This is a genomic window from Legionella sp. km772, assembly GCF_003989735.1.
GTDB lineage: Bacteria > Pseudomonadota > Gammaproteobacteria > Legionellales > Legionellaceae > Legionella.
Map to the genome: position 1 here is coordinate 1 of NZ_RZGQ01000009.1, position 22,803 is coordinate 22,803.

Here is a 22,803-nt window from a genome sequence, read left to right on the forward strand (position 1 = left end):
TTTGATTTTTTTGATGCAGTGTAATAATTTCGCTTTTTGGTCATTCTATTCCCCTCTTATATTAGAAGAATAGCTCTTAAAAATACCTTTTTTTCGTCTAAAAATCCGCGCCTATATCATAGTTCTGATATAAATGATCTCATTAAAAAAAATCATCTTAAATTTGAGGCAAATATTCTTAAGGCCTTTTCAGTAAAAATCGATTCAACGATCATAGATGATGAAATTGATTTTATTTCTAATCTCAGAAATAGTTTATTTCACTATCAAGGTGAATTTGATACAAGGATTATTACTGATATTTTGAAAGCATTTATATTTATAAATATTTTACTTCCTGAGAAGTTGTGTATGGCCAATGTCTTAGTGCAAAAAGAAGACTTCATTGCCTTATTAAAAACAGACTCTCTTCAATTCACGGGTATTTTGGCTAATGTTAATGAAATTATGGTTCATAAGGATAATTATTTTGATATTAATATTGGGGAAGATAAGATATGTAATGAGTGTGGTTATGAGTCTTTAGTTTCATTGGAAAGTGACAAGGGTCATTGTTATCTTTGTTTGCTTTGCTCCCACCATGATTTTTTTCAAAAATGCTTTGACTGTGGCATAGAGCAACCAGAAGAGCATATGGCTCATTTAGATAAGGATATATTTTTATGTGAATCTTGTTATGACTATAAGTTTCATTAAGAAAAACTTTTTATCAAGAGTTGATTAGATTAATTGTTGTTTGTTGTGATTTGTTATTTCTAAGTGCCCCACCAATGCCCCACGGTGAGTTTGATGTGATTTTTGATTCCGCCAAAACCCAGGCTAGGATTGGCTCCCCCTCGTGGACGATCTTAGAACTTTTTTCATGGCTCCATCAAGTGAAATTATTAAATATTTTGGTTGGGGGAATAAAGCTCAAAACATGGTTTTTCAATAAAATCATGAGAATTTCTGATTAGTTCACCTAAAGCGCCTAAAGTAACTAAACTTTCGAGGTTAAAAGTATTATTTACCACCTCTCAGAGGGTGCTTGATTGGTGAAGTATTCGGTTAATCGTCTTTTTGTTCCTGGACTTGTCATTTCAGGCAGAGCTGTATAATCAAACCATCCAGTATTCTCAATTTCTGGAGAGAAGGTTTTAGTAAGGGAAAACTTTTTAACAACGTATACCACTGGATAATCGTTTACTTTTAAATAATAGTGATGATAAATCCCGAACAGTATAGGGTTTTCTAAAGTGGTTAATCCAACTTCTTCTTTTAATTCTCTTAAAAGAGCGGCTTTGATTGATTCTCCTTTCTTTACGCCACCCCCTGGAATATACCAATGGGGTTGGTAAGTATGCTTCACCAATAATACTTGGTTATTTTCATTGAGAATAATAGCTCGAGCCCCTAAAGTTGATATACCGAGCCAACATTGGCACTTACGTAGAATGCGGGTTGCTATTTGATAGAGTGGGGTAACATTCATAGTGTATAGCTCATTTTCCCTGTTTTTAGTCAAACTGCGTAAATTGTGGATTAATTACTAGATCATACAGCCGAGCCAGCTGTTTTGTAGTAACCCGATGTGTTGAGAGTGGCGGGAGACTATTTAAATCAAAAAAACACAGTTCTGAAATCTCTAAATTCTCAGTTGGTTCGCCAGAAATTATTTCACAGTAAAAAAAGCACTTATATGCATGAGGCCATTGTGGTGGGTGATCATGCTTAAGTTTATCCCACAAAGCTAGCAATTTGATTGCGGAAACATTATAACCTGTTTCTTCTCTGGTTTCTCTTATGACAGCCTCAGACGGAGATTCATTAACATCAGCCCATCCCCCAGGTAAAGTCCATAAATTATCAGATCGTTCTTTTACAAGTAATAGTTTATTCTCTTTGAGAATGAATGATCTGACATCAATTTTGGGAGTTGCATAACCTTTTTCTAATGAAAATATATTGACGATGTCGCTTAATTGATTTTCTGAACAATGCGCTGCCAGTTCAGCAATAATTTCCTTAAGCCGAAAATATCTTTCTTTATCAAATTCATTGTTAGAGTATGTGAGTCCAGACTGTGCGATTGCTTGAATTTCAGAAATCCATTTAAGCCAGTTAATGCTATTCGTCATGAATATTGACCCCAAGCCGCCCCAACTCTTCTAAACAAGAGATAGAATCCGAAAATAAAATCGTATGTAAACCAAATGAGGCAGCTGCCATAGTATTAGGTAGATGATCATCAATAAACACCGTTTCATTAGGTAAGAGATTGTTTTTTTGTATTGTATAATCAAAAATTTCTTTATTAGGTTTCATTAAACCAATGTGAGCGGAGACGGTTGTATGAGTAAAATATTTCCAAAAATCATATCTATTTTGTAGATGGACAACAATTTCTTTTACATTGTCTGTCAAAGCAAATAGACGATAACCATTTTTGTGGAGTATTTTTATAATATTCGTAGTGCCTGGTATCAGTTCTTGAGTCAATTTTATATGATCAAAAAGAATGTCTGCACTTTTTTGATCCAGCAAATCAATTTTAGAAATAAATTTTAATTTAGCATCCTCTTCACTTATGTGTCCTAAATTCAGCTTTATCCAAGTATCACTTTTGAATATTTCCTCAATAAAAAATTGATGCTGATGAGAATTATACTCAGGAAATGTTTTTTCAACTATGTGTGTTGGCGACCAACGAACAATGACATTTCCAACATCAAAAATAACATTCTTAATTTTCATTTTGTTTCACTTGATAAGATTAAAGGATAAAGCCCAATGTGACCGAATTTATCATGATCCCTTGCAAAAGCAAAAAGTATTTCATTCAATGATACGTATTGTTTACTAAACAGTTTACAAAATAATTTTTTGAGCGGATAATCAGATCCTGTTAGATAGGGAGGATGATCAACAAATGACCTTTGGAGATACATTGAGGGAAGCGAGGATGCGGGAAAAAATCACATTAAGAAAATTTGCAGAAATGGTTGGTGTAAGCCCAACTTATATTTCGCAAGTGGAACGAGATGAGCATGATCCTCCTTCTGTAGAGCGGATAGAAAAAATAGCGCAGATACTAAAGTTAGACGTTGATGAAATGATTGCTTTGGCAAAACGCATACCTACTAGCTTAGGGGATGCATTAAATAAACATCCTAAGCAGGTCGCAGATTTTTTAAGGCTTGCACCAAAGCTCACAAAAGAACAGATGGATAAATTATTAACTAAAGGAAATGATTTTTTAAAGGACGATGAATCATGATAGTACCCTTCATAGCCAAGGAAAAAATTGAAGAAGAGGCCTCCCATCTACGGACTGAAGCTTATAAAGGACTCAACCTAACATCAGATGGACCTGTAGATATCGAATCAATCATTGAATGCTATCTTGGGTTATCTATTAGCATAGCTAGTCTTGCTCCAGGAGTGTTAGGAGCACTTTATCTGGCAGAAAAACGAGTTGAAATAAACGAAGATATTTTGCCTGATAATGACAAACGATGTACCGGCGTCTTTAATTTCACATTAGGACATGAAGGTGGTCATTATGTATTGCATGCCCCCTTGCTTGCAGCAAATGCTCAAAATGTCATTTGTCGAAAGAATGAAGATTATTTAGATAGAGAATGGCAAGCTAATTTTTTTGCCTCTTCTCTGTTAATGCCGAGAGAGCCTTTTATCAAAGCATTTTATGAGCTTTATCCTGAAACCTTCTATCGTGATGCTGAAAGACTATTAATCAAATGTGCTGTTGATAAAAAATATTGCTACAAAATTAAATTAAAGAGAAAGGAACTTTCTACAGACACAATCTTAGATGAAGTATTTGAAGGATTGGCTAAACAATTTGCCGTTTCCCCACGAGCCGCGGTGATTCGTTTAAAACATTTAGGATTATTAACATTTCGTGAAGATAATCAGCGAATAGCCTGTTAAATTTTTTTATAAGGAATTTTTACTGTTTAGTAAACAATAAAAGGTAATAAACATGAGCAACCATTCAAACAGGACGCTTGAAAAAGCTCTAGAACAAATAGTGACGGAAGTAAAATCTGGTTTAAAACATGGATTTTTTGAATACCAGATTATTGGTGAAATAGTTAAAGAAAATAAGCGCAAAATTACCATAAAGACCGGAAAGAGTTACCAGTATCATATTCCTGAAGATGAGGTGTAACCAATCTGTTGACCTTTGCGATTAAGGCAACAAATTTAGCAAGTAGCAACCAGCTATTGATGAGAGTTCAAGGCGGCGGTTGAGAGCGGACAAACATGTCTATCAGCCCTGAATTTCTGTTGCAAACCAAATCCGTTTGGCAAAAATGGTCTTCTACCCCACTCAATCAAGAAGATTGTCGAGTGATGGTTGACAATGCAGCAGGATTTTTTGGCGTACTGAATGAATGGCAAGCCGCGATAGGAAATAAAAATGATAAACTTCCAAACAGTAAATCAAGTGCTGTTAGCTAGATTAGAACATCATGCGCGTACTTGGGTACCTCATGGTAAAGTTGTGGGCGGCAATTATATTGCTTTAAATCCTCGTCGAAATGATCAGTCTTTAGGATCATTTTGTTTGAACCTACAAAAAGGATTTTGGGTTGATTACGCTACAGGTGATAGAGGAGGTGATCCAGTCAGCTATTTTGCCTATATCAATGCACTATCCCAATCTGAAGCAGGTAAAATATTATCAACTTCTACGGGTACTACAGTAACATATCAAATTCCTACGGTATTTAAGGCACCGAAAGTAAATACCAAGTCACAGAACCCCTATTGCCAACAGATTTGGAGAGAGGCGCAGTCTGCAAATGGCACATTGGTTGAAGATTATTTACACGGTAGAGGATTTAATTTAACTGTTCCCAAAACGCTTCGATTTCATCCGTCACTGTATCATGCGCCCTCTAAACAATTTTTCCCCTGTATGGTAGGTGCTATTCTTAAATGGCCTGATCAAAAATTAATGGGAATTCATCGAACCTATTTAGATCCGATTACTGCAAAAAAAGCCTCTGCTGATATTAATAAAATGATGTTAGGAAAGGCTTCTGGTGGTGCTGTTCGATTAAGTCCCTTATCTGAACTATTAATTATCGCAGAAGGAATTGAAAGCGCTTTAAGTGTGCTACAAGTTCAGCCTAACGCTACAGTTTGGGCTGCATTATCTGCTGGCGGTATTAAAAATTTATGCTTGCCTGATGAGACTACTGTAAAAACCATCATTATCGCTGCAGACCATGACCCAACGGGAATAAAAGCAGCAATTCAGGCTGCTAATCTTTGGGTATTAATGGGACGAAAGGTAAAAATTGCTCTACCCCCTAAAGCCTGTGACTTTAACGACGTATTAATGGGGGTGGCATCATGACTTTAGCCACTGCCGCTTTAAATGAATGTTTAGAACAAGCCTCTGAAATACAATATGATCCGCCTCGTTCATTGCGTCGCCCTACAGGAAATCCGACCGAATTTCCGATGGATGCATTACCTAATGTTCTAAGAAATTCTGTACTGGCTATCTATGACAAAACGCAAGCACCAATCGCTATCTGTGCTCAATCTGTTTTAGCTGCTGTTACTTTAGCGGCTCAAGGATTAGCTGATGTAAAACTCCCAATGGGTTTAGTGAAACCGATTTCCAATTATTTTATTACTATTGCAGAAAGTGGAGAGAGAAAAACGTCTACTGATAGTCTGGCATTAGCGCCAATTCATTTATTTGAGGAACAATTAACTCAAAACTACATCATAGAAAAACATCAATGGGATATAGAGTATGCAGCATGGCAAGCACAACAAACGCAAATCTTAAAGGATATGAAACGTTATTCTTCTCAAGAGGCCAAACAAGCCGCTTTAAGTGCCCTTTGCGCCCCCAAAGCACAACCATTATCTCCCATGCTAACCTGCTCAGAACCGACGTTTGAAGGCTTATGCCGCTACCTGGTTCATGGACAACCGCGTATTGGCATTTTCTCCGCTGAAGGTGGCCAATTTATTGGCGGGCATGGCATGCGAGAAGAAAATAAATTAAAAACGGCCGCTGCATTTTCTGAATTATGGGATGGTACGGATATTAAACGTGTGCGTGGCGGTGATGGTGTTATTATCCTCCCTGGCCGTCGAGTGTGTATGCATTTAATGATTCAACCGGGTGTTGCACGTATTTTTTTAACGGATCAATTGCTTGCTGATCAGGGTGTATTATCAAGGGTTTTGGTTGCAGCACCCGCTAGTTTATCAGGTACAAGATTTTATAAGGAGCCTTCCCCAGAAAGTGATCAAAAACTCACACGCTACAATCAATTAATTCATGACTTGTTAGCAGCACCAATGCCTTTAAAAGCCGACACAAAAAATGAGCTATCGCCACGAGTCATAGCATTATCTCCAGAGGCCAAAGTGAAATGGGTTGATTATGCAAATTTTGTGGAAGCAGAATTACTGCCAGGTAGACAATATGAATTAATTAAAGGGCTGGCTAACAAACTAGGAGAGCATGCTGCGCGCTTGGCAACAGTCTTAGTGGTTACCCAAGATCCGCTTGCCGCTGAAGTAAATAGTATAAATATGGAAAATGGTATCGCAATAGCAAAATATTATGCCTCCGAAGCGGTAAGAATGTGTGAGGAGGGTAATGTTGATAAGCAAATCCTGCTCGCAGAACGCTTATTACATTGGATGCATCAAAGTTGGGAACATAATTGTATTTCTTTACCGGATGTTTACCAGCGGGGGCTTTCAATCGTTAACAGTAAAAAGAAGGCTATTCCATTAATTGAATTGCTTGAAGAACACGGTTGGCTGGTCCGAATTCAAGAAGGACAAATCTTAGAAGGAAAATTTCGTCGTGACGTTTGGCGCATTATACGCGGCTAAGACGATACCATTCATTAACCTAGAAGGAGTATTTATGAGCCAAAATCTTGACATAGTCAAAGCAAATAATTATGAACTCTCAGCATTTAACGCAACCAAGCATGGTATTTTATCCCGCTATATGGTTTTACCCTGGGAAAGTACAGAAGAGTATAGTGCACTGTTAGATTCGCTACATGCTGATCTGAAGCCTCAGACGCTCATTGCCAGCCATTTGATTGAAGAAATGGCTGGTGTCATCTGGAGAAAGAAGCGACTTAAAAAAGCCGAGCAAACCATTTACATTGAGCAAGATAAAGACTCCTTTTCATCACATGATGTGAAACAAAACCTTGCCAAAGAATACACACTGTTACCTTTAATGCGTTATGAAATTCATTTAGACAGGAAATTTGAGAGAATTTTGAGTGTTTATTACAAGTTGAAGGAATTGGAGGCTTTGCCTAATCAGCAAATTTAGGTTTAGGTTGAAAAAGTACCACAAAGTGGTATACTAATAAGAGGTACAGTATGAGAGTTTTTAAAACAAAGTTATTTAGTCGACGGGCCAAAGAAATGGGCTTAGATGATAGCGCTCTATTTAATGCAGCAAAAGAAATAGCGCAAGGCTCTTTTGAAGCGAATTTAGGTGGGAATATTTACAAAAAGCGCATTGCCTTGGGTAATCGTGGCAAAAGCAGTGGTGCAAGAACCATTGTGGCTTTCAAGATAAAAGATAAGGCAATTTTTCTGTATGGGTTCCCAAAAAATGAACGAGGGAATATCACTCAAAAAGAAGAAATAGCTTTAAAAGGCTTAGCTGAGTTCTTTTTAGGGCGCAATGATAATGAAATTGATAATGCGGTTGAAACAGGCGATCTAATTGAGGTACATGATGAACAAAGCCATTAAATCTCCAAAGAAGAAAGAAAAGCACAGCGATATTCTAGATACTGTCCACGAGACAGCTAAAAGCCTTTACGACTCTGGGCTAATGAATATTGAAACAATGCATACTTTTGATGTGATGTGTTTACCTACAGTTCGTGATTTAACGCCGAGAGAAATTAAACAACTTCGACTGAGAGAAAAATTAAGCCAGCCTGTATTCGCTGAATATTTAAATGCCAGCGCGTCAACAATTAAAAAATGGGAAACTGGAGAAAAGCACCCCACAGGCCCCGCATTGAAATTATTAAACCTTATTGCAGATAAAGGGTTAAGTATTTTGGTATAGATCAGCTTCTTCAATCGGTCACCTTGCTTTAGGTGGTTTAGGTACTTTAGGTGAACTTATGTCATATTCTCAAAAAAATTGTGTACTTTACACACGCGTTTCCTCCAAAGAACAAGAAAAAGAAGGGTTTTCTATTCCTGCTCAACAAAAGTTATTACGTACCTACGCTATAGAGAATCAATTCCTTGTTGCTAAAGAGTTTCAAGATATAGAGACAGCAAAGCAATCAGGGCGTGTAGGCTTTGCAGATATGATGAATTTTCTCACCGCCAATCCCACCATTAAAACATTACTAGTTGAAAAAACAGACCGCTTATATCGCAACTTAAAAGATTGGGTCACCATTGAAGAATTAGATCTTGAAGTACATTTTGTAAAAGAAAATGAAGTATTGTCAGAAAGCTCACGGTCAACTGAGAAATTTATGCACGGTATTCGTGTATTGATGGCCAAAAACTATATTGATAACCTATCTGAAGAAACACGTAAAGGTATGAATGAAAAAGCAGAGCAAGGGATTTGGCCTTCCTTTGCACCCCTTGGCTATTTGAATGTTACTGGTGATGATGGGAAAAAGATCATTATTCCCGACAAAGAGAATGCTCAATTTATTGTACAACTTTATGAATGGTATGGCTCTGGAAAATACAGCATCAAAGAACTATCTAAGATGGCAAAAGAATCAGGGATGATTTTTCGTAAAAGTAAGAACCCTGTTAATAAATCAACCATTCAAAAGATTCTCCGCAACCGTATTTATATGGGTGAGTTTGAATGGAACCAGAAAGTTCACAAGGGAAATCATCAACCACTTGTTGACGCTGAGCTATGGGAGCAATGCCAACAAATCTTATCTGGACGTTACAGCGTGCGCACTAAAAGCACTAAGCATCAATTTGCATTCAGCGGATTGATTACTTGCGGCCACTGCCATAGCGGTTTGGTAGGCGAAATTAAGAAAGGGAAGTATATTTATTACCACTGCACCGGCCATAAAGGCAAATGCCCAGAACCTTATGTCCGAGAAGAGGTACTGGAAGAAAAATTCAGTAGCATTGTTAAGAAGCTACAATTTACACCTGAAGCCTTAGAGTGGATTAAAGAAGCTTTATTACAAAGCAATCAAGATGTTCGGCAATTTCATGATGAGGCAATAACACGCTTACAAGCAGAATATCAAAAATTAGAATCACGTATTCAGGCGATGTACATCGATAAGCTGGATGGAAAAATTCTAGGAGATTTTTTTGAATCAATGTCGAGTAAATGGCGTGAGGAGCAATCCGTATTACTAAGCAATATTCAGAAACATCAGAATGCAAGCCAACATTATCTACTAGAAGGGATTCAATTGATCGAACTCGCACGGAATGCTTATAGCCTCTTTATTCAGCAAGTTCCAATAGAAAAACGTCGATTACTGCAATTTCTAGTATCGAACTCTTCTTGGGCACATCAAGAACTACAGGTTGAACTAAGGCAACCTTTTGATTTAATTATGAAATTAACAGAACAAACACAAGATGTTGACGTACTTAATATAGAAAAATCAGCTACTTTTGAAAACTGGCTCCCCGGACAAGACTCGAACTTGTGACCTAATGATTAACAGTCATCCGCTCTACCGACTGAGCTACCGGGGAAGAGGTCGGAATCTTAAAACGATTCCGAGTTGGGGTCAAGTATATTTTCAATATTTTTTGTAATTAATTACAAAAACGTTGTAAGCGGTTTAATGCATCTTTCAATGTGTCTATTCCGGTTGCAAAAGAAAGACGGATGCAACCCTCGTTGCCGAAGGCAGAACCTGGCACTAAAGCGAGACCTACTTCTTGTAAGAGCTTTTCGGAAAATTCCATATCATTCGCATAGCCTCGTTTTTCAATGAAGCTTTGCACGCTGGGGAAGATATAAAAAGTACCGTCTGCTGGAATTACTTCAATGCCTGGAATACTCAAGAGGCGATCGGCGACATAATCGTGGCGTTGATGGAAAGCGCTAACCATTTCTTGGACACTGTCAGAACTACCATTTAAGGCAGCAACGGCGGCGCGTTGGGCAATGGAGCAAGGATTTGAGGTTGATTGCGATTGAATGGTCTTCATTGCATTGATTAAGGGAGCAGGGCCTGCAGCATAACCAATGCGCCAGCCAGTCATGGCGTAGGCTTTTGAAACCCCATTTAAAACGATGGTTTGTGGATATAACTCAGGGCAGGCATTAAGAATATTGCAAAAAGCTTGGCTCCATAAAATATGCTCATACATATCATCGGTTGCAATAAGAATATTAGGATGTTTCTTGAGGACAGCACCTAAAGCTTGTAATTCAGCGAGGGTATAGGCAACTCCTGAGGGGTTTGAGGGACTGTTTAAGAAGATCATCCGCGTTTTAGGAGTAATTGCTTGTTCTAATTGCTGGGCGGTAATTTTATAGCGCTGAGCCGGAGTCGTATCTATAATGACTGGCGTGCCTTCTGCTAATAAAACCATATCGGGGTAAGAGACCCAATAAGGGGCAGGAATAATTACTTCATCACCAGGATTTAATAAGGCCTGGCATAAGTTGTAGCAACTCTGTTTGCCGCCTACCGATACTAAAATTTGATTTAATTCGTAAGCCAAACCATTATCGCGCTGGAATTTATTTTTTATTGCTTCTTTTAGTTCTGGAATGCCATCTACCGCGGTATACTTAGTGTAGCCGCTTTCAATAGCTTGAATAGCCGCCAGTTTAATATGTTGGGGCGTATCAAAATCAGGCTCTCCAGTGCCAAGATTAATAATATCTAAGCCTTGGGCGCGCATTTGGGTTGCTTTTGCGGCCACAGCTAGGGTGGGAGAAGGCTTTATTTTTTGTATACGCTTCGCTAAGGCGATATCCATCTATGAACTCCTGTGATTTAGCCTATAATATAGGACATGAAAAATATATTTAAAATTTACTCAAATTTTGCGCCAGCCGGTGATCAACCCAACGCAATTGCCTCCTTATTGGATGGCTTAAAATCTGGTTTAGCTAAACAGACTTTACTGGGTGTTACAGGCTCAGGTAAAACCTTCACCATCGCGCATGTCATTCAAGAGATGAAAAGGCCGACCTTAATTATGGCGCCCAATAAAACTCTTGCGGCACAGCTTTACGGTGAATTTAAAGCTTTTTTTCCTGATAATGCGGTCGAATATTTTGTTTCCTATTATGACTATTATCAGCCTGAAGCCTATGTGCCTGCTTCTGACACCTTTATCGAAAAAGATTCGTCTATAAATGAGCATATTGAGCAAATGCGTTTATCGGCAACCAAAGCCTTAATCGAACGTAAAGATGCGATTATTGTGGCCACGGTTTCTGCTATTTATGGTCTAGGCGATCCTGATTCTTATTTACGTATGGTATTACATCTTTCACGTGGAGAACACACCGGGCAGCGTAAAATTTTAACGCGTCTTGCTGAAATGCAATACAAACGCAGTACCATGGCGCTTGAGCGTGGCCAATTTAGAGTCCATGGGGATGTAATCGACATTTTTCCAGCGGATTCAGAAACCGAGGCCATTAGGGTCGAGCTCTTTGATGATGAAGTTGAAAACCTGGCCCGTTTTGATCCCTTAACTGGCGAAATTTTACAACGTCTACCCCGGGTTACAATTTTTCCTAAAACCCATTATGTAACACCGCGCGATCGAATTTTGGAAACTATTGATTTAGTTAAAGAGGAGTTAGAGCAACGTTTGATTGAATTTAAGGCGCAAAATAAGTTAGTCGAGGCCCAACGCTTAGAACAACGGACCTATTTTGATGTTGAAATGATGTTGGAGTTAGGTTATTGCTCCGGCATAGAAAATTACTCGCGTTATCTATCTCGGCGCAATCAAGGGGAGGCTCCGCCGACCTTATTTGATTATTTACCTCCGGAAGCCTTGCTAATCATTGATGAATCCCATGTGACCGTACCCCAAATAGGTGGGATGTACCGTGGAGATCGGGCGCGGAAAGAAAATTTAGTGAATTATGGTTTTCGCCTCCCTTCCGCCTTAGATAATAGGCCTTTACGTTTTGAAGAGTTTGAAGGACGCTCACCGCAAACCATTTATATTTCAGCGACTCCCGGGGCTTATGAACAAGCGCATGCCGATAATGTTGCAGAACAAGTAGTCCGGCCCACGGGGCTTATTGACCCTGAAGTAGAAATAAGGCCAGTGCGCACCCAGGTGGATGATCTATTGTCCGAAATTAATCTGGTGATTAAAGAAGATGCGCGGGTTTTAGTCACCACCTTAACCAAACGCATGGCAGAAGATCTAACCGATTATTTAATGGAGCACGGGATTAAAGTACGTTATTTGCATTCGGATGTAGACACCGTGGAACGTATGGAAATTATTAGAGATCTCCGCTTGGGTGTTTTTGATGTCTTAGTGGGAATTAATTTGCTGCGCGAAGGTTTAGATATGCCCGAGGTAGCTTTAGTTGCTATTTTAGACGCCGATAAAGAAGGTTTTTTACGTTCGGATCGTTCCCTAATTCAGACTATTGGCCGGGCGGCGCGCAATGTTAAAGGGCGAGCGATTCTCTATGCTGATAGAATTACGGGTTCTATGCAAAGAGCTTTGGATGAAACAGAGCGACGACGCGAGAAACAGAAAGCCTTTAATGCTGCGCATGGAATTACGCCAAAAGGAATTGAGAAATCGGTGACCGATATTATGGAGGCCTCCTCTTTTGGTAAACCAAAAACTAAAGTTGCAGAAAAAATGCCAGCCTATATGCATTTATCACCGCAAGAGTTAAGCAAAAAAATTAACATTTTGGAAAAGCAAATGTATCAGCATGCGAAAAATATGGAATTCGAATTGGCAGCCAAAGTAAGGGATGAGTATTTATTATTAAAAGAACAACTCTTGAAGGTATAACCCGATAGTCATCGATTTTGAACCCTGAGGTTCAAGTGGGGAGCGGATGAATTGGTTCAGGCTTCCCACTTCAAGGTGGGCATGCACAACGCCAATTACAGGATGCTCTCCTGGCAGTGAGTATTGGTTCGAAAATCACTCGCCATCGGGTTAATTACATTATAGCATTTTATTTTCAAATAAAACTAGTACAGCAGCTTACTTTGGAAATTCATCGGCAGTCGCATAACTCCAATCTTGTTTGTAGCTTTCTGGAATGTTGTCCGTCAATAATTGCCCAGGCTCTAGATAATCATAAATTTTATTAAAGGGTTTAACTTGATTAACCGCCACTCTTCGCATGATATGGAAGGGTTTTAGATCGGCAGGATCATTTAAGCCTAAAGCCCCAACCATTTCTTGAAAGCTTTTCATGGTATTTTTATGGAAGTTAGCCACATTAATTTTTTTCTCATCCACTACCAGACCATATTGCAGACGCTTACTTTGGGTGGTTACCCCTGTAGGACAGGTGTTGGCGTTACATTGTTTACTTTGGATGCACCCCGTGGCGAGCATCATTCCGCGGGCGGAATTACACATATCAGCGCCTAAGGCAATATTAAAAAGCATGTCAAAACCATTAGTCACTTTACCGCTACAAATGATACGGATTTTATTCCTTACATTAATACCCACTAAGGCATTGTGTACATAGACCAAGCCTGCTTCTAAGGGGGTGCCAATGAAATTAGTATATTCAACTGGAGCGGCTCCTGTTCCGCCTTCTGCGCCATCCACGGTAATGAAATCCGGTAAGATCTTCGTTTTTAACATAGCCTTACAGATAGATAAAAATTCATCGCGACGACCTAAACATAATTTAAAGCCGGTTGGCTTGCCACCTGAAAGATCCCGCAGTTTTTTGATAAACTCGAGTAAGCCAATTGGCGTGTCAAAGGCTGAGTGAGCAATGGGAGATAAAACATCTTTACCCATAGGAACCTTACGGACCCGGGCTATTTCTTCAGTGAGTTTAGCTGCGGGAAGGATACCACCGTGTGAGGGTTTGGCGCCTTGGGATAACTTAAGCTCGATCATTTTCACTTCAGGCCGCAAGGCTTCTATTTTAAATTCCTCTTCACTGAAGCGGCCTTCATTATCGCGGCAGCCAAAATAGGCGGTACCTATTTGGAAAATAATATCACCGCCTTGCAAATGATAAGGACTTAAGCCACCCTCACCCGTGTTATGAGCAAAGCCACCAATTTGCGCCCCTTTATTCATAGCCATAATCGCTTTGGGGGATAGTGCGCCAAAACTCATGGCGGAAATATTCAATAAGGAGGCACTATAGGGTTGAGTGCAATCAGGACCACCTACCCAAATACGGCTTTCAACTTCGGAGGCATATTTAGGGGTTAAGGAATGCAAGGCCCAGGTATAGCCCACACTGGAAATATCGCGCTCAGTACCAAAGGGAATAGTATCACGAACATTTTTTGCCCGCTGATAGACTAAGGAGCGGCTTTCTCGATTAAATGGAAGTTCACTTTCATCAGTGGCGATGAAATATTGCTGAATTTCAGGGCGCAAAAATTCTAAAAAATAACGAACATGACCTAATACGGGAAAATTACGTAAGATCGTATGTTTTCTTTGGAGTAGATCATAAATCCATAAGAGAACAATGGGGATAAAAAAAAGAAAAAACCATCTGAGGTCCTGCAGCATAACAAATATGGCTAAAAAAACTAGAAGAACTACTCCAAATCCTAGGTACCATTGTCGTCTCATAAAAATCCCTTTTGAATGCTAATTTTTTTTATTCTATACCTATTTTACTCATTAATCTGTGGCAGGAATATTATAAATATCGCCGCCGACCGTTTTATTTATTTTACTTTCTAATGAACTGATGAATTGATTCACTTGATGACGCTGTTGTTCTTGTTCACTTTTGCAAATGATTAACTCATGTCCGATATCCAAAGCGGCAAGTAGTAAAGTTTGCATATTGTCTAAATATTTAAATTTACTTTTATGACTGGCTATCTTTTCATTGAGTTTTGCTGCAGCAAGGAGAAGACTAGCCTCTTCACTTTCTGGGCATTTAATTTGATAGGATTTATTCATTATTTTTATTGTACAGGTCTTAATATTAGTCATTCTTATGCCTTGATTGGAGCATCTGTCTAGATAAATAGTACCAATTTTGCAGAGTCTCAGCAAATAATTAGGCCATTTTCTTACCAACAGAGCAGTTGGAAATGCAATTTATAAGCATTGAATAAATAATTCAAACTAAGTAGAGTAGCTGTTTAGGGTAAATGGGAAGGATTCAAGGACGTGGGTGAATTTTTAAAAACACTGGGTGGCGTTGCTCTTGTAAGTTTTTTAACTAGCTATTCCGCGGTTTTTGCCGGGAAGATGGAGGCCCTAAAAGGCTCTAATTGGTATCTAGGCGCTCTGGGGAGCGCATTTTGGGCCAGTGTTCCTGAGCGAGTTTCGGTCTATAACGGCGCACCTTCTCCCTATCATTATGATTATTATTCACTCACCGATAATGCTGGTGGGGCGGTAGGATTAACACTAGGGAGTGAATGGCGCGCCCACCGTTATTGGGTTCCCACTGCTGCCTTAGGCTTACAATACGAGCATTTTTTTCCCAGCACTATTAAGGGCACCATAACCCAATACACGCTGCCACAGTTTGCCAATTACAGCCATAGTTGGGAAACCTCCGCCGATCTCCTATCTCTTTATACCAAGCTTACCCTTGTTGCCTATCATTCTTTAAGTCCTTTTATTAATGTTGGAATTGGTTGGGCCATGAATCGCACTAGGGCGACCTATGAAACGGCTTTCCCGGGCATTTTAGCCCGGAATAGCCCTGGTTTTGGCACGCATACTCAAAATGATCTTGCTTACAACTTTGGGCTTGGTGTTGATTATGCCTTAGCTAAACTATGGTCTGTTTCTCTAGCCTATAACTATCAATACTTAGGAAGTTTCCGGTCTAGCAATGGGGTTGCTGGCTGGTCTGAAAATTATTTACACATTAAAAACTATAAAATAAACAGGCTTAATGCCGGCATTACCTATCATTTTGGCTAATGGCTTTCTAGGAAGTGGAGTGAGTATGAAAAAATTTGGAGTAATGAGCATTTTAGGGTTAATACTTAGTAGTGCCTATGCCGCTAATCCTATTCTTCATACCTTAAACAGCCCTTTTCCAGCGGAGGTTTCCTCCTTAGGGGGCTCGGTTTCAGCTACCTATACGTTTACTAATAACCTTCCTTGGACCTTTACCAAGTCTTTTCGGGTAAACGCCAAACTTTGTCCAGTCTCTCCTTGCACCGCGAAGGCTGCGGAGTTTAGTTATGAGGATCAGTGTTCGGGTAAAAAGTTAAAACCTAAGGAAAAATGTACCTTTAAAATAACCTTGGCCGCCACAACCCCGGGCAGAAAAAGCATTATGGTGAGCTATGGTGGATATGATAATAATACAGTCCAAGTAAAACCGGCATTAACCACGCTTGCGGTGGCAAAACCCGCCGCACTTTATGGTACAGTCGACTATCCTTCAGCGACCCCCCTCCCCAGTACTACTTTCCCAAATACTTACTATACGGTCATTTTTAGTTTTAAAAACCTCAGTCCTGTAACCATCCGTTTTACCCAACTGATAAGCCAAAATAATGATCCTAGCCACCCCAATTTTACAATTACCAGGAATACTTGTATTCCAACAGGTAAGGTAGGAAGTTTAACTAAGGGGGCGGGATGTTTCATTAAGGGGCAATTCAATTCAGCTACTGAGGGGACAATTCATTTATCCGCGCAATTAATTGGTGCGGTGAGCTCGAATAAATTGCTCTCTACTACCACGGTGCAATCCCCTTCATTTAATAAATTAATAGGTGTAGATTATAACCCGAATCATTATTCCTCTACCTACTTATTCAATTCGCATGACGTTTTTTTTACCGGAACAACCACCTCTTCAGCGACTAATAACCCTAGTGCAACGAATGTGTATGCCGAATTGCAACAATTACAAAATGCGGGCTTTAGTACGGTTCGTTCTTATCAAACCGAGCCTTACTCATGGATTGATATTATTAAACAAGCTAATGCTTTAGGGATGAAGGTAATTTATGAGGCCGTCATCCCGCAGCTCCCTACCGATACTAACTACCAGAATTGTCCTTTTGGGGCGCAAAATTATATCCCTTGTGCGCAACAGACCTTAACGAGCATCATTAATGAAGTGGGCAGTACGGTATTTAATGAGACGGTGATCCTGGTTTTTGCAGGCCATGAAAATTATTGCAGTGCTGGGGACTCCGTACCACCTTGTAATGGTACTTCTAATATTAATTATTTAACTAGCGCAGTGTCGGCCTTACAAACCACACTCGCTGCAAATGGTGCCTCTAGCATCCCGGTAGGCTCGGCAGTAGTAAGCGGTAATTTGGTTACCCCTTCTTCTGCAATTGCTACGGACATGGGCACTTTAATTAGTGCTTATTCTCCTGATGCGCCCTTAGCTTTTGATCCTTATCCTTTCCAGTGGGGGGTTACTCCTGGCGCCACTGCGGTCTGGGGCACACCCTTAAGTACAAGTGTCCAGCTTATCAATACCTTAGCCTGGGATTACATTCAAGTAGTAGGCTCGACAACCCCGCCAGCCTTACCTTATGCCTCCGGGCAGTCCTTTTACGTTTCTCCTAAAGTTTTAATGGCTGCTGAGACGGGTTGGTCAACTTCTGGTAGTACGGCTGGATATGCCTGTAATACGCCCGGACCTTGTTTACCTTCGGTTGCCAATGCGGCTAACTATTTTCAAGCGCTATATAAAGCCAACAGCTCTAATTTTGTTGCTTCTTCCGGGTATAATATCGGGGTTCTTGCCTTTGAGGCCTATGATGAACCTGCCAAGTCAGGTCCAAGCGCCGAACAGTTTTATGGACTTTTTAATGCTAATTGTGTGCAAAAAGCAGCAGGAATGGTACCCAATAATACCCTGACATCGGCCGCTGGTTGCCAAGGTTTTACCAAGGGCACCTTATTAACCATTAATGGGACTATCCCCCCGTCCCCACAAGCTGCATTTAATGTGAACATTAGCTATCCTAGTGCAAATCATCCCAATATTATTGCGGCAATTCCGGCTAATGCAGGTACCTCGCCTAATATTGAATCGGTTACCCCTTGGCCGCAATTTTTAATTTATACGGGGGCGGTTATTAGGGTCAGCTCCCCTGCAAGCGGGCAAGTTTGTACGACCACAGCGACAGCGGTGACCACTTCATCCATTACTTTTTCATCGGTCACGTGCACCCAACCTGCACCCAGTAGTATGGGCTGTTTTGGCTTAGGATGTCAGATATCTAATCCCTTTTAAATGGCGTGTAATGAGCTTTTCTCTAAAGCAGTTTAGGCGAAATAGGACTATTATTTAAATGGGTCCTTTTTTTCTCTGCGCAATTGTAGAAGCACCGTTATAAATTAGTTATCATTAGTCACTTTGTAAATGAGTTTTATATGATGTCCTCCGACCATGATACCTTACACTTACCTGATTATCAGGCTTTTGTGGAGTCGATTGCCGCATTAATGCTGCAAATATCGGCAAGTGAATTACACGGTTTACTCTGTGGTTATCTGTGTGCTGGCGCCGATCGCCAAGGCGAGTCATATATCCGCGCCTTGCTACAAAATAAAAAGAGTCCTGAAAGTCGCCATGCTTTACTGTCTTTATTTTCAGTATTTTCCATTAGCCAACAACAAATAAGTAGCTATGATTTAGAGTTTGCCTTGCTACTGCCAAAAGAGGAAAATCCGCTTCGCGAACGGGCAAAAGCGTTTAGTCAATGGTGTGAAGGCTTTACCCAAGGATTAACTCTAGCCGGTGTAGATGGTGATCATTTGTATGAAGAGGATGCCCAGGACGCCTTACAGCATCTCGTTGAGTTTGCAGAATTAGATTATGATTCTTTAGAGGTAGACGAAGATGATGAGCGTGCGTTGATGGAAGTCACTGAATATGCACGCATGGCGGTAATTCGTTTGCATGGCGATTTAATGATGAATAAACGTAAAGATGGTCATTCGGGAACTGCTCATTAAAAGAAAGGATTTCTATGATTAGCCAACAAGAATATCAAGCAAGACGAAAAAAATTAGCACAACAACTACCTAACAACAGTATGGCGGTGATTGCTGCAGCAAAAGAGGTGCATCGAAACGGTGATGCGCATTACCGTTTTCGTCAGGATAGTGATTTTTATTATTTAACTGGTTTTAACGAGCCTGATGCGTTGCTCATTGTTACTGCCGAGCCCCATAGTCAAAGCATCTTATTCAATCGACCTCGAAATCCTGCCGAAGAACAATGGACTGGTAAGCGTTTAGGCCAAGAGGGGGCTCGAAGCCAACTAAAGATGGATGCTGCATACCCGCTTAACGAGCTTAAAGCTGAGTTAGCTAAATTACTAATAGGTAAAGAGAAGCTATATTATTCTTTTGGGAAAGATGCTCTCTTAGAACAAGAATTGATGAATGCTTTAAAGGCTGTTAAAGCTCAAGTAAGACGAGGTGCGAAGGCGCCAGATAACCTCAATGATTTGCAGCCTCTTTTAGGTGAAATGCGCTTATTCAAAAGTGAGGCTGAAATTGCCCTAATGCGGCGGGCGGCAGCGATTTCTGTAGAAGCCCATAAACGTGCCATGCGAGTATGCACTAAAGTACACCATGAATATGAACTTGAAGCAGAATTAATTTATGTCTTTAGCCAGCAAGGATGCCGAAGTGTCGCCTATGATCCCATTGTAGGTGGGGGCGAAAATGCTTGTATTTTGCATTACACCGATAATAATAAGCCTTTACGTTCAGGGGATTTAGTCCTTATTGACGCCGGTGGCGAATATGAAAATTATGCTGCCGATATTACGCGAACCTTTCCCATCAATGGTCAGTTTACTAAAGAACAAGCTGCTATTTATGAGCTAGTACTTCAGGCGCAACAGGCAGGTATTGCGGCGATTAAACCAGGCTTAGCTTGGAATAGTGTCCAAGTTACAATGATTCGTATATTAACTGCCGGGCTTTGTGACTTAGGGATTTTACACGGTGAGGTTGATGAGTTAATTGCTAAAGAAGCCTACAAACCTTTTTATATGCACAATTCAGGACATTGGTTAGGTTTAGATGTCCATGATGCCGGTCAATATAAAATTAACAATGAATGGCGGCCGCTGGAAGCTGGGATGGTCTTGACCGTAGAACCAGGTTTATATATTAGCAAAGACATTCCTAATGTTGATAAATGTTGGTGGGATATCGGAGTTCGCATTGAGGATGACATTTTAGTTACCCCTACAGGTCATGAAGTATTATCTGCCGGATTACCCGTTGCTATAGCCGAGATTGAGGCATTAATGCGTGACTAATCAGCAAGTGGATATATTGATTATTGGGGGAGGTTTAACCGGTGCAAGCTTAATGCTCGCTCTCCGGGGTCTTGGCTTTAGTTGTCTGTTAATCGAGCGTAAATCCTTTGAGGACAAGATTAATCCCGATTTTGATGCACGCTCTTTAGCCCTATCACCAGCGAGTGTCGATATCTTATCGATGCTCGGGGTTTGGGAGCTATTGCATAAAGAAGCTACCCCGATTCATTTAATTCATGTCTCTGATCAACATCGTTTTGGTAGTTCCCGACTGCACGCCGAGCCTAATAAACCTTTAGGCTATGTAGTCGAAATGCAATATATCAATCGCGCCCTGCATCAATTATTAGATAATAAGCAAGTGTTAACGCCCGCTACCTTGATTCATCTAGATCCAGTCACCCACGAAGCTAGATTTCAGACACCCACTGGTGAACATACAGTGAAGGCAGGATTAATTGTTGCGGCTGATGGGACCGACTCAACCGTACGCTCATTGTGTAAACTCTCCGCGAGTATTAAAAAATACCAACAACAAGCTATTGTCGCTAATATTGGCTTAACTAAGAAGCATATGCATCAGGCTTTTGAGCGATTTACTAAAGAAGGGCCAATTGCCATGTTACCTATGCAAGGCGAAAGGATGTCCCTAGTTTGGGCTTGCTCACCTCAACAAGCAAAAAAATTATTGGCAGTCAATGAGCAGGAATTTTTAGCGCAATTACAACAGGCCTTTGGTTATCGTTTAGGACGTTTCGTTAAAGTTGGCACCCGCTTTTCTTATCCCTTACAACAATTGCTGATGCAGCAACAGGTAAAATGGCCTCTAGTCTTTGTGGGAAATGCCGCGCATACTTTACACCCCGTAGCGGGTCAAGGCTTTAATTTAGGCCTGCGGGATGTAGCGACCTTAGCTCAATGCATCGTCGAATATGGCTTAAATAAAAAAATGCTCGATCAATATTACAAGCTACGGCAAAGTGATCAAAGAGCCATTATTAATTTTACTAATGGGTTAATTAAACTATTTACTAGCCGTATTCCAGGAGTAGGCCTTGCTCGTGATCTGGGCTTGATTCTTTTAGATAATAGCAATTTTCTTAAACAATGTTTATCACGGTATGCCCAGGGTTATAGCGGTGTTATTCCTGATTTAGTGTGTCAAATTGCTTTAGATAAGCGAGACAAGTATGAATCAACAATTTGAGGTCTTGATCACCGGTGGAGGTGTTGTTGGGTTAAGTGCTGCGCTGGCAATGGCCCAATGCGGTTATCGAGTGGCTTTAATTGATGCAGGAAATTTAGAGCCCAGTAATACGGTTACCAGCGATATTCGTGTCTATGCCATTAACAAAGCGTCGCAAAATTTATTAACGCAGTTAGGCGTTTGGCAGCATCTGGATTCATCCAGGCTTTCCCCTTATAGACACATGTCGGTGTGGGATGGGCTTAACGGTGCAGCAATTGATTTTGATTCTCGTCAGGTGGCGGCAGCTCATTTGGGACATATTATTGAAGAAACAGCCTTAAAAAATGCTTTGCTCGCCCAAATTAAACACCATCAATTAATTAGCTTATTTCCCCAATCAACGCTTAGAGAGGTTCAGTATAACGAGTCACAAATTCAAGTAAGCAATGAAAGCCATAGCTGGCAAGGTCAATTATTGATTATTGCTGAAGGGGCACGCTCCCCAACACGGGATAAGCTTGGGGTAAAGCTGACTAATTGGTCCTATCAACAACAAGCCATTGTGGCCACGGTTCAGACCGAACAGAAGCATCTGCATACGGCCTATCAAGTATTTCATCCTAATGGCCCACTCGCATTGCTCCCCTTAGTGGATCAAAACCAGTGCTCTATCGTCTGGTCTATTGATACGCAAGATGCGGAATCCTTAATGAAGCTTGATGAGGAAGAATTTAACCAAGCCCTAACTAAAGCCTTTACTAATAAGCTAGGTAAGATAAAGCTAATTAGTACCCGGCACCAATTTCCTTTAGCAATGCGCCATGCGCAAAATTATGTGGGTAAACAGTGGTTACTTTTAGGCGATGCAGCCCATACTATTCACCCCTTAGCTGGTCTAGGTTTAAATATCGGCTTGGCTGATGTTGCCCTTTGTTATCGCCATCTAAAAGAAAATAAAAAGGCGCTTACCTCAGCTAAAGTTTTAGCCGCCTACCAACGTGAACGCAAAGCCGCAGTTTGGGAAACTATCCTGCTTATGGAAGGCTTTAAACGACTTTTTTCTTTTTCATCACAACCAGTAAGTGCTTTACGCGGATTAGGACTAACCCTTTGTAATCAGCTCACCCCGCTTAAGCGTTTGTTTATCCAACATGCGGCCGGTGAATAGCC

Annotated in this window: 24 protein-coding genes, 1 tRNA gene and 1 other RNA gene; 18 read left to right on the forward strand and 8 right to left on the reverse strand. The window is 40.4% G+C overall.

Annotated features, from left to right (window positions below; translation table 11 throughout):
- The first annotated feature begins 36 nt into the window (after positions 1 to 36).
- On the forward strand, positions 37 to 696 hold the full coding sequence (locus ELY15_RS01995; RefSeq protein WP_127097991.1) for a hypothetical protein: 660 nt from the start codon (positions 37 to 39) through the stop codon (positions 694 to 696).
- Between the two features lie 310 nt (positions 697 to 1,006).
- Here the strand turns inward: ELY15_RS01995 and ELY15_RS02000 are convergent, their stop codons facing one another.
- The 3 genes from ELY15_RS02000 to ELY15_RS02010 are packed head-to-tail and all read right to left on the reverse strand — an operon-like array spanning position 1,007 to position 2,733.
- Complete coding sequence (locus ELY15_RS02000) at positions 1,007 to 1,471, reverse strand: NUDIX domain-containing protein (RefSeq protein WP_127097992.1); 465 nt, start codon at positions 1,469 to 1,471, stop codon at positions 1,007 to 1,009.
- Positions 1,472 to 1,496: 25 nt separating this feature from the next.
- Entirely contained in the window at positions 1,497 to 2,117 is a 621-nt protein-coding gene (locus tag ELY15_RS02005; protein ID WP_127097993.1) for an NUDIX hydrolase, read from the reverse strand.
- Complete coding sequence (locus tag ELY15_RS02010) at positions 2,107 to 2,733, reverse strand: HAD family phosphatase (RefSeq protein WP_127097994.1); 627 nt, start codon at positions 2,731 to 2,733, stop codon at positions 2,107 to 2,109. The genes ELY15_RS02005 and ELY15_RS02010 overlap by 11 nt, the downstream gene beginning before the upstream one ends.
- 175 nt (positions 2,734 to 2,908) lie before the next feature.
- On the opposite strand from ELY15_RS02010, the gene ELY15_RS02015 reads away from it, so the two are divergent.
- The 10 genes from ELY15_RS02015 to ELY15_RS02060 all read left to right on the forward strand — a co-directional run bounded on the left by ELY15_RS02015 (position 2,909) and on the right by ELY15_RS02060 (position 9,692).
- Positions 2,909 to 3,256 (forward strand): helix-turn-helix domain-containing protein, encoded by a 348-nt coding sequence (locus ELY15_RS02015; protein WP_127097995.1) that lies wholly within the window; start codon positions 2,909 to 2,911, stop codon positions 3,254 to 3,256.
- Positions 3,253 to 3,930, forward strand: a complete 678-nt coding sequence (locus ELY15_RS02020) for an ImmA/IrrE family metallo-endopeptidase (protein WP_127097996.1) — start codon at positions 3,253 to 3,255, stop codon at positions 3,928 to 3,930. The genes ELY15_RS02015 and ELY15_RS02020 overlap by 4 nt, the downstream gene beginning before the upstream one ends.
- A gap of 52 nt (positions 3,931 to 3,982) precedes the next feature.
- On the forward strand, positions 3,983 to 4,171 hold the full coding sequence (locus tag ELY15_RS02025) for a hypothetical protein (RefSeq protein ID WP_127097997.1): 189 nt from the start codon (positions 3,983 to 3,985) through the stop codon (positions 4,169 to 4,171).
- 95 nt (positions 4,172 to 4,266) lie between these two features.
- A complete protein-coding gene (locus tag ELY15_RS02030; RefSeq protein ID WP_127097998.1) occupies positions 4,267 to 4,464 on the forward strand; it encodes a hypothetical protein in 198 nt (65 codons plus the stop codon).
- Entirely contained in the window at positions 4,424 to 5,368 is a 945-nt protein-coding gene (locus ELY15_RS02035) for a toprim domain-containing protein (RefSeq protein ID WP_127097999.1), read from the forward strand. The genes ELY15_RS02030 and ELY15_RS02035 overlap by 41 nt, the downstream gene beginning before the upstream one ends.
- Positions 5,365 to 6,879, forward strand: a complete 1,515-nt coding sequence (locus ELY15_RS02040) for a YfjI family protein (protein ID WP_127098000.1) — start codon at positions 5,365 to 5,367, stop codon at positions 6,877 to 6,879. Before ELY15_RS02035 ends, ELY15_RS02040 begins: the two co-directional genes overlap by 4 nt.
- Before the next feature lie 34 nt (positions 6,880 to 6,913).
- Positions 6,914 to 7,339: a hypothetical protein gene (locus ELY15_RS02045; protein WP_127098001.1), complete on the forward strand. Its 426-nt coding sequence runs from the start codon at positions 6,914 to 6,916 to the stop codon at positions 7,337 to 7,339.
- Between the two features lie 50 nt (positions 7,340 to 7,389).
- A complete protein-coding gene (locus ELY15_RS02050) occupies positions 7,390 to 7,770 on the forward strand; it encodes a type II toxin-antitoxin system RelE/ParE family toxin (protein WP_127098002.1) in 381 nt (126 codons plus the stop codon).
- Complete coding sequence (locus ELY15_RS02055; protein WP_233586486.1) at positions 7,751 to 8,095, forward strand: DNA-binding transcriptional regulator; 345 nt, start codon at positions 7,751 to 7,753, stop codon at positions 8,093 to 8,095. The genes ELY15_RS02050 and ELY15_RS02055 overlap by 20 nt, the downstream gene beginning before the upstream one ends.
- A 58-nt stretch (positions 8,096 to 8,153) precedes the next feature.
- The gene (locus ELY15_RS02060) at positions 8,154 to 9,692 is read left to right on the forward strand and encodes a recombinase family protein (RefSeq protein WP_127098004.1); all 1,539 of its coding nucleotides are present in this window, start codon (positions 8,154 to 8,156) and stop codon (positions 9,690 to 9,692) included.
- Here ELY15_RS02060 and ELY15_RS02065 read toward each other — a convergent pair.
- Positions 9,663 to 9,738 (reverse strand) — tRNA-Asn (locus ELY15_RS02065). The two genes, ELY15_RS02060 and ELY15_RS02065, sit on opposite strands and share 30 nt — an antisense overlap.
- A gap of 63 nt (positions 9,739 to 9,801) precedes the next feature.
- Entirely contained in the window at positions 9,802 to 10,980 is a 1,179-nt protein-coding gene (locus tag ELY15_RS02070) for a pyridoxal phosphate-dependent aminotransferase (protein WP_127098005.1), read from the reverse strand.
- Positions 10,981 to 11,016: 36 nt separating this feature from the next.
- Here ELY15_RS02070 and uvrB point away from each other — a divergent pair, with 36 nt between their 5' ends.
- Positions 11,017 to 13,008 carry an excinuclease ABC subunit UvrB gene (uvrB, locus tag ELY15_RS02075; protein ID WP_127098006.1) on the forward strand — a complete coding sequence of 664 codons (1,992 nt, stop codon included), beginning with the start codon at positions 11,017 to 11,019 and terminating at the stop codon, positions 13,006 to 13,008.
- On the opposite strand, the gene ssrS is transcribed toward uvrB, so the two are convergent.
- From ssrS to ELY15_RS02090, 3 genes are all read right to left on the reverse strand, one after another.
- Positions 13,003 to 13,163, reverse strand: a non-coding RNA gene (gene ssrS / locus ELY15_RS02080) — 6S RNA. The genes uvrB and ssrS overlap by 6 nt on opposite strands.
- A gap of 43 nt (positions 13,164 to 13,206) precedes the next feature.
- The gene (locus ELY15_RS02085; protein ID WP_127098007.1) at positions 13,207 to 14,784 is read right to left on the reverse strand and encodes an FMN-binding glutamate synthase family protein; all 1,578 of its coding nucleotides are present in this window, start codon (positions 14,782 to 14,784) and stop codon (positions 13,207 to 13,209) included.
- Between the two features lie 51 nt (positions 14,785 to 14,835).
- Positions 14,836 to 15,156, reverse strand: coding sequence for a cell division protein ZapA (locus ELY15_RS02090; protein ID WP_127098008.1), 321 nt, complete (start codon positions 15,154 to 15,156; stop codon positions 14,836 to 14,838).
- A 180-nt stretch (positions 15,157 to 15,336) separates the two neighbouring features.
- Between ELY15_RS02090 and ELY15_RS02095 the strand changes: the two genes are divergently transcribed.
- The 6 genes from ELY15_RS02095 to ELY15_RS02120 all read left to right on the forward strand — a co-directional run bounded on the left by ELY15_RS02095 (position 15,337) and on the right by ELY15_RS02120 (position 22,801).
- Positions 15,337 to 16,104 (forward strand): outer membrane protein, encoded by a 768-nt coding sequence (locus ELY15_RS02095; RefSeq protein ID WP_127098009.1) that lies wholly within the window; start codon positions 15,337 to 15,339, stop codon positions 16,102 to 16,104.
- 25 nt (positions 16,105 to 16,129) lie between these two features.
- Positions 16,130 to 18,397: a hypothetical protein gene (locus ELY15_RS02100; RefSeq protein ID WP_127098010.1), complete on the forward strand. Its 2,268-nt coding sequence runs from the start codon at positions 16,130 to 16,132 to the stop codon at positions 18,395 to 18,397.
- Positions 18,398 to 18,540: 143 nt separating this feature from the next.
- On the forward strand, positions 18,541 to 19,122 hold the full coding sequence (locus ELY15_RS02105) for a UPF0149 family protein (RefSeq protein WP_127098028.1): 582 nt from the start codon (positions 18,541 to 18,543) through the stop codon (positions 19,120 to 19,122).
- Between the two features lie 14 nt (positions 19,123 to 19,136).
- Entirely contained in the window at positions 19,137 to 20,444 is a 1,308-nt protein-coding gene (gene pepP, locus ELY15_RS02110; RefSeq protein ID WP_127098011.1) for a Xaa-Pro aminopeptidase, read from the forward strand.
- On the forward strand, positions 20,437 to 21,651 hold the full coding sequence (gene ubiH, locus ELY15_RS02115; protein ID WP_127098012.1) for a 2-octaprenyl-6-methoxyphenyl hydroxylase: 1,215 nt from the start codon (positions 20,437 to 20,439) through the stop codon (positions 21,649 to 21,651). Before pepP ends, ubiH begins: the two co-directional genes overlap by 8 nt.
- Positions 21,635 to 22,801, forward strand: a complete 1,167-nt coding sequence (locus ELY15_RS02120; protein ID WP_127098013.1) for a UbiH/UbiF/VisC/COQ6 family ubiquinone biosynthesis hydroxylase — start codon at positions 21,635 to 21,637, stop codon at positions 22,799 to 22,801. Before ubiH ends, ELY15_RS02120 begins: the two co-directional genes overlap by 17 nt.
- The last annotated feature ends 2 nt before the right edge of the window (positions 22,802 to 22,803 follow it).

Excerpts from the sequence above, each read along its gene's own strand:
- ELY15_RS02000 (WP_127097992.1), bottom strand. The coding sequence starts at position 1,471 with ATGAATGTTACCCCACTCTATCAAATAGCAACCCGCATTCTACGTAAG.
- ELY15_RS02005 (WP_127097993.1), bottom strand. The coding sequence starts at position 2,117 with ATGACGAATAGCATTAACTGGCTTAAATGGATTTCTGAAATTCAAGCA.
- ELY15_RS02010 (WP_127097994.1), bottom strand. The coding sequence starts at position 2,733 with ATGAAAATTAAGAATGTTATTTTTGATGTTGGAAATGTCATTGTTCGT.
- ELY15_RS02015 (WP_127097995.1), top strand. The coding sequence starts at position 2,909 with ATGACCTTTGGAGATACATTGAGGGAAGCGAGGATGCGGGAAAAAATC.
- ELY15_RS02020 (WP_127097996.1), top strand. The coding sequence starts at position 3,253 with ATGATAGTACCCTTCATAGCCAAGGAAAAAATTGAAGAAGAGGCCTCC.
- ELY15_RS02025 (WP_127097997.1), top strand. The coding sequence starts at position 3,983 with ATGAGCAACCATTCAAACAGGACGCTTGAAAAAGCTCTAGAACAAATA.
- ELY15_RS02030 (WP_127097998.1), top strand. The coding sequence starts at position 4,267 with ATGTCTATCAGCCCTGAATTTCTGTTGCAAACCAAATCCGTTTGGCAA.
- ELY15_RS02035 (WP_127097999.1), top strand. The coding sequence starts at position 4,424 with ATGATAAACTTCCAAACAGTAAATCAAGTGCTGTTAGCTAGATTAGAA.
- ELY15_RS02040 (WP_127098000.1), top strand. The coding sequence starts at position 5,365 with ATGACTTTAGCCACTGCCGCTTTAAATGAATGTTTAGAACAAGCCTCT.
- ELY15_RS02045 (WP_127098001.1), top strand. The coding sequence starts at position 6,914 with ATGAGCCAAAATCTTGACATAGTCAAAGCAAATAATTATGAACTCTCA.
- ELY15_RS02050 (WP_127098002.1), top strand. The coding sequence starts at position 7,390 with ATGAGAGTTTTTAAAACAAAGTTATTTAGTCGACGGGCCAAAGAAATG.
- ELY15_RS02055 (WP_233586486.1), top strand. The coding sequence starts at position 7,751 with ATGATGAACAAAGCCATTAAATCTCCAAAGAAGAAAGAAAAGCACAGC.
- ELY15_RS02060 (WP_127098004.1), top strand. The coding sequence starts at position 8,154 with ATGTCATATTCTCAAAAAAATTGTGTACTTTACACACGCGTTTCCTCC.
- ELY15_RS02070 (WP_127098005.1), bottom strand. The coding sequence starts at position 10,980 with ATGGATATCGCCTTAGCGAAGCGTATACAAAAAATAAAGCCTTCTCCC.
- uvrB (WP_127098006.1), top strand. The coding sequence starts at position 11,017 with ATGAAAAATATATTTAAAATTTACTCAAATTTTGCGCCAGCCGGTGAT.
- ELY15_RS02085 (WP_127098007.1), bottom strand. The coding sequence starts at position 14,784 with ATGAGACGACAATGGTACCTAGGATTTGGAGTAGTTCTTCTAGTTTTT.
- ELY15_RS02090 (WP_127098008.1), bottom strand. The coding sequence starts at position 15,156 with ATGACTAATATTAAGACCTGTACAATAAAAATAATGAATAAATCCTAT.
- ELY15_RS02100 (WP_127098010.1), top strand. The coding sequence starts at position 16,130 with ATGAAAAAATTTGGAGTAATGAGCATTTTAGGGTTAATACTTAGTAGT.
- ELY15_RS02105 (WP_127098028.1), top strand. The coding sequence starts at position 18,541 with ATGTCCTCCGACCATGATACCTTACACTTACCTGATTATCAGGCTTTT.
- pepP (WP_127098011.1), top strand. The coding sequence starts at position 19,137 with ATGATTAGCCAACAAGAATATCAAGCAAGACGAAAAAAATTAGCACAA.
- ELY15_RS02120 (WP_127098013.1), top strand. The coding sequence starts at position 21,635 with ATGAATCAACAATTTGAGGTCTTGATCACCGGTGGAGGTGTTGTTGGG.